Genomic DNA, 3084 nt, shown 5'->3' with positions numbered 1-3084 from the left:
GATCCTGAGCGCGAACACCGATGCGGTGGCGCGCGCCTCGGCAGCTGCCGCCCCGGAGATCGCCCCGGAGACCGCACGGGGAAACGTCAAATGCCCGGCCAAGGCGGGCCGGGCGAAGCGGTAACGATCGCGGGCCTGTTGCGGGATTATACCGCGGCGGGCTTTGAGCCCGGCGCGTTCTGGGGGCTCACGCCGCGGCTGCTCACGATCCACCTTGAGGGGGCGGCAAAACGGCTGCAGCGCGAGCGCGAGCTTGTCTGGTTCTCCGCCATGCTGCCGCATCTGCAAAAGACGATCCCGCTCGAACGCTTCGTCGGCCTGCCGGAGGACCGGCACGACCGGGTGAAGCGGTTCCATGCGGCCTGGGACAGGATCGACCGGGCGCTTGCGCGGAACGGAAGTTGACGCTTCCGGCTATTTGTATCGCTCGACAATGACGACTTCGCGCCGTCCGCCAAGGACAAGCACCATGCCAGTGATCACACAGATTGCGCCGAGGATGAGGCCGAAAAAAGTCGCAAAACCAGTAACGGCGATCCCGGCAAGGCCTGAACCGATCATTGCTGCGGCTTGATCGTTGGCGCTAGCCTGCGTCACGACTTCGTTCGTAGCCCTTCCTGAGAGCAGCATCGCAGAGACAGGCAAGAATATGAAGCAAGCGCCAAGAGCAAGAAAACTGCGCCCGAAAGCGCGGCGAATATTAGGCGCAAAAGTCACCAATGCGCAGACAAGAAGAACAACGATGATCGTCGCACTAACAGCAAAAGATGACTGTTCGGATTGAAACGCGGCCACCGCCGGAGAGAGAACCAAGATACAAGCTAGGCCAAAAGCTAGGCCGATAATGAAACGGAAGATGCCGGACACCATTTGAAGTCTCCTTTGATTCTAATGGCTAATGATAGTTCCAGTGCACTTTCGAAGCTCAATTAGCGCAATTTATGGCGCATTTTTGATCTGGAGAGAACATGTCATCTGTTATTGGCGCGCTCCGGGTGAACCTGGGGCTCGACGCTGCGCAATTCTCCAAGGGCCTCAAGGGGTCGCAGGGCACGCTGGCCAGCTTTGCCGCGCGGGCGGGGAAGATGGCGGGGGGCATTGCCGCCTCCATGCAATCGGCCTTTGTCGCGATGGGGCTCGGGGCGATCTCGGCGGGCGCGGAGATCCAGCGCCTCTCGACGCTTGCAAACACCTCGCCCGAGCAGTTCCAGGGCTGGGCCGCGGGGGCGAAGAGTGTCGGTATCGAGCAGGACAAGCTCTCCGACATTCTGAAAGATACCAATGACCGGGTGGGCGACTTCCTGCAAACCGGCGGCGGCGAGATGGCGGACTTCTTCGAGAAGATCGCGCCGCGCGTGGGGGTGACGGCGGCGCAGTTCCGCAACCTCTCGGGGGCGGATGCGCTCCAGCTCTATGTCTCCTCGCTGGAGAAGGCGAAGCTCTCACAGGCGGAGATGATCTATTATATGGAGGCGGTGGCCGATGAGGCCTCCGGGCTTTTGCCGCTGTTGCGCAATGGCGGCGCGGGCATGGCCGAATATGCCGCAATGGCCGAGCGGGTCGGCGCGGTGATGGACGGCAACACCATTGCCTCCTTGAAGGCGGGCAAGGGGGCACTTGCGCAGATGCAGCTCGCCTGGACGGGGCTGCAGAACACGATCGGCGCGATGGTGGTTCCCGCGCTGATGGCGGCTGCGGAGGCGGTAACGGCGGTGGCCTCCGGCTTGCGCGCGCATGCCGAAACGTTGATGACGGTGATGCGCACGCTTGCGGGCACGGCGGCGGTGGTGGCAACGCTTTTTGCCGGGCGCTTTGCCATCGCGCTTGGCACCACGGCGGTGCGCGCGATCATGCAGGCGTCTGCGGCGGCAGCGGCGCATCAGATCCTGCTCGGGCGCACCACGCTTGCCGCGATCCTGGCGGCGAATGCCACGCGGGCGCTGGCGGGGGCCTTCACGCTGATGGGGCGGGCGCTGATCGTCACCGGGTTTGGCGCGCTCATTGTCGGGGCGGGCTGGCTGGTGGGCAAGTTCATGGCGCTCGTTGCGGCGGCGGGCGGGTTTGGCAAGGCGCTTTCGCTTCTGGGCGAGGTGGCCTCCGGGGTTTGGGACGGCATTGTCACGAGCGCCGGGGCGATCCCCGACGGGCTCGCTGCGGTCTGGGAGCGGATGAAGTCGACCTTCTTCTGGGCGCTCTCCGAAATGGCCTCGAAGTTCCATGATTTTGTCTGGCAGCTCGCGCAGGTGAAGGGGCTCGCCCCGGCGCTCGCCGGGGTGGTGGAGACCACGAACACGTTGTCGGGCACGCTGGCCAAAGCCGGGGCGGAGGCTGGCGAGGCTGCGGACAAGATGGCCGAGAGTGCCTCATCGAAGGTGACGGCGGGCTTCGAGGCCGCAAGCGCGGCGGTGGGAAGGCTCGGCGCGGCTGTCAGCGCCACAAATTCCGAGCTCACCACGCTCAACAATGGCGGCGGGGGCGGGGGCTCTGGCGGCGGGGCCGCGGGCAAGCTCTCGGCGCTGCAAAAGGTGCTCAAGGGGCTGAACGAGGATATCGCGCGGCTCAAGGCGACGCTCTTTGCCACCGAGACCGAGCGCAATATCTTCGATGCGCTCAAGGAGGCGGGCGTCGCCGCGGCCTCGGCGAGCGGGCGGCAGATCGCTGCGCTCGTGCGGCAACGCGATGCGATGCAGAAGCTGCAAGAGGCCACCGAGAGCTGGCGGCAGTCGATCACCAGCGCCTTCTCCTCGTTCCTGACCGGTGCCACGAGCTTCAAGGACATGCTGGGCCAGATCATCGGCAAGCTCGGGGAGATGATGCTGAACTCCGCTTTCGATCGGCTGTTCGGTGGCACGGGTAACGGCTTTCTGGGGGGTATCCTCGGCAGCCTCGGGATCGGGGCGAATGCGAACGGGACAAGCAACTGGCGTGGCGGGCTCACCCGCATCAACGAGCGCGGCGGCGAGATCGTCGATCTGCCGAGCGGCACGCGGATCATTCCGCATGATGTCTCCAAGCGCATGGCGGGGAAAGAGGCGGGCCAGATCGCCATGACCGCCTCCGAGCTCACGCTCAGCGATGACGGGC

Annotated in this window: 3 protein-coding genes; 2 read left to right on the top strand and 1 reads right to left on the bottom strand. The window is 64.9% G+C overall.

Annotated elements, in window-relative coordinates:
• Nucleotides 1–90 precede the first annotated feature (90 nt).
• Entirely contained in the window at nt 91–405 is a 315-nt protein-coding gene (locus ACFSM0_RS07720) for a hypothetical protein (protein ID WP_377388956.1), read from the top strand.
• A 9-nt stretch (nt 406–414) separates the two neighbouring features.
• Here the strand turns inward: ACFSM0_RS07720 and ACFSM0_RS07715 are convergent, their stop codons facing one another.
• Nucleotides 415–870, bottom strand: coding sequence for a hypothetical protein (locus ACFSM0_RS07715; RefSeq protein ID WP_377388954.1), 456 nt, complete (start codon nt 868–870; stop codon nt 415–417).
• 98 nt (nt 871–968) lie between these two features.
• Between ACFSM0_RS07715 and ACFSM0_RS07710 the strand changes: the two genes are divergently transcribed.
• Nucleotides 969–3084, top strand: a 2116-nt coding sequence (locus ACFSM0_RS07710) for a phage tail tape measure protein (protein WP_465270041.1), incomplete at its 3' end; no start/stop codon positions are given.

The organism is Rhodobacter lacus (genome assembly GCF_042683065.1).
Taxonomy (GTDB): domain Bacteria; phylum Pseudomonadota; class Alphaproteobacteria; order Rhodobacterales; family Rhodobacteraceae; genus Rhodobacter; species Rhodobacter lacus.
This window is presented reverse-complemented; position numbering and strand designations above follow the sequence as displayed.

Bases quoted from the DNA above. Each gene is read 5' to 3' on its own strand.
- ACFSM0_RS07720 (WP_377388956.1), top strand. From the start codon at position 91: ATGCCCGGCCAAGGCGGGCCGGGCGAAGCGGTAACGATCGCGGGCCTG.
- ACFSM0_RS07715 (WP_377388954.1), bottom strand. From the start codon at position 870: ATGGTGTCCGGCATCTTCCGTTTCATTATCGGCCTAGCTTTTGGCCTA.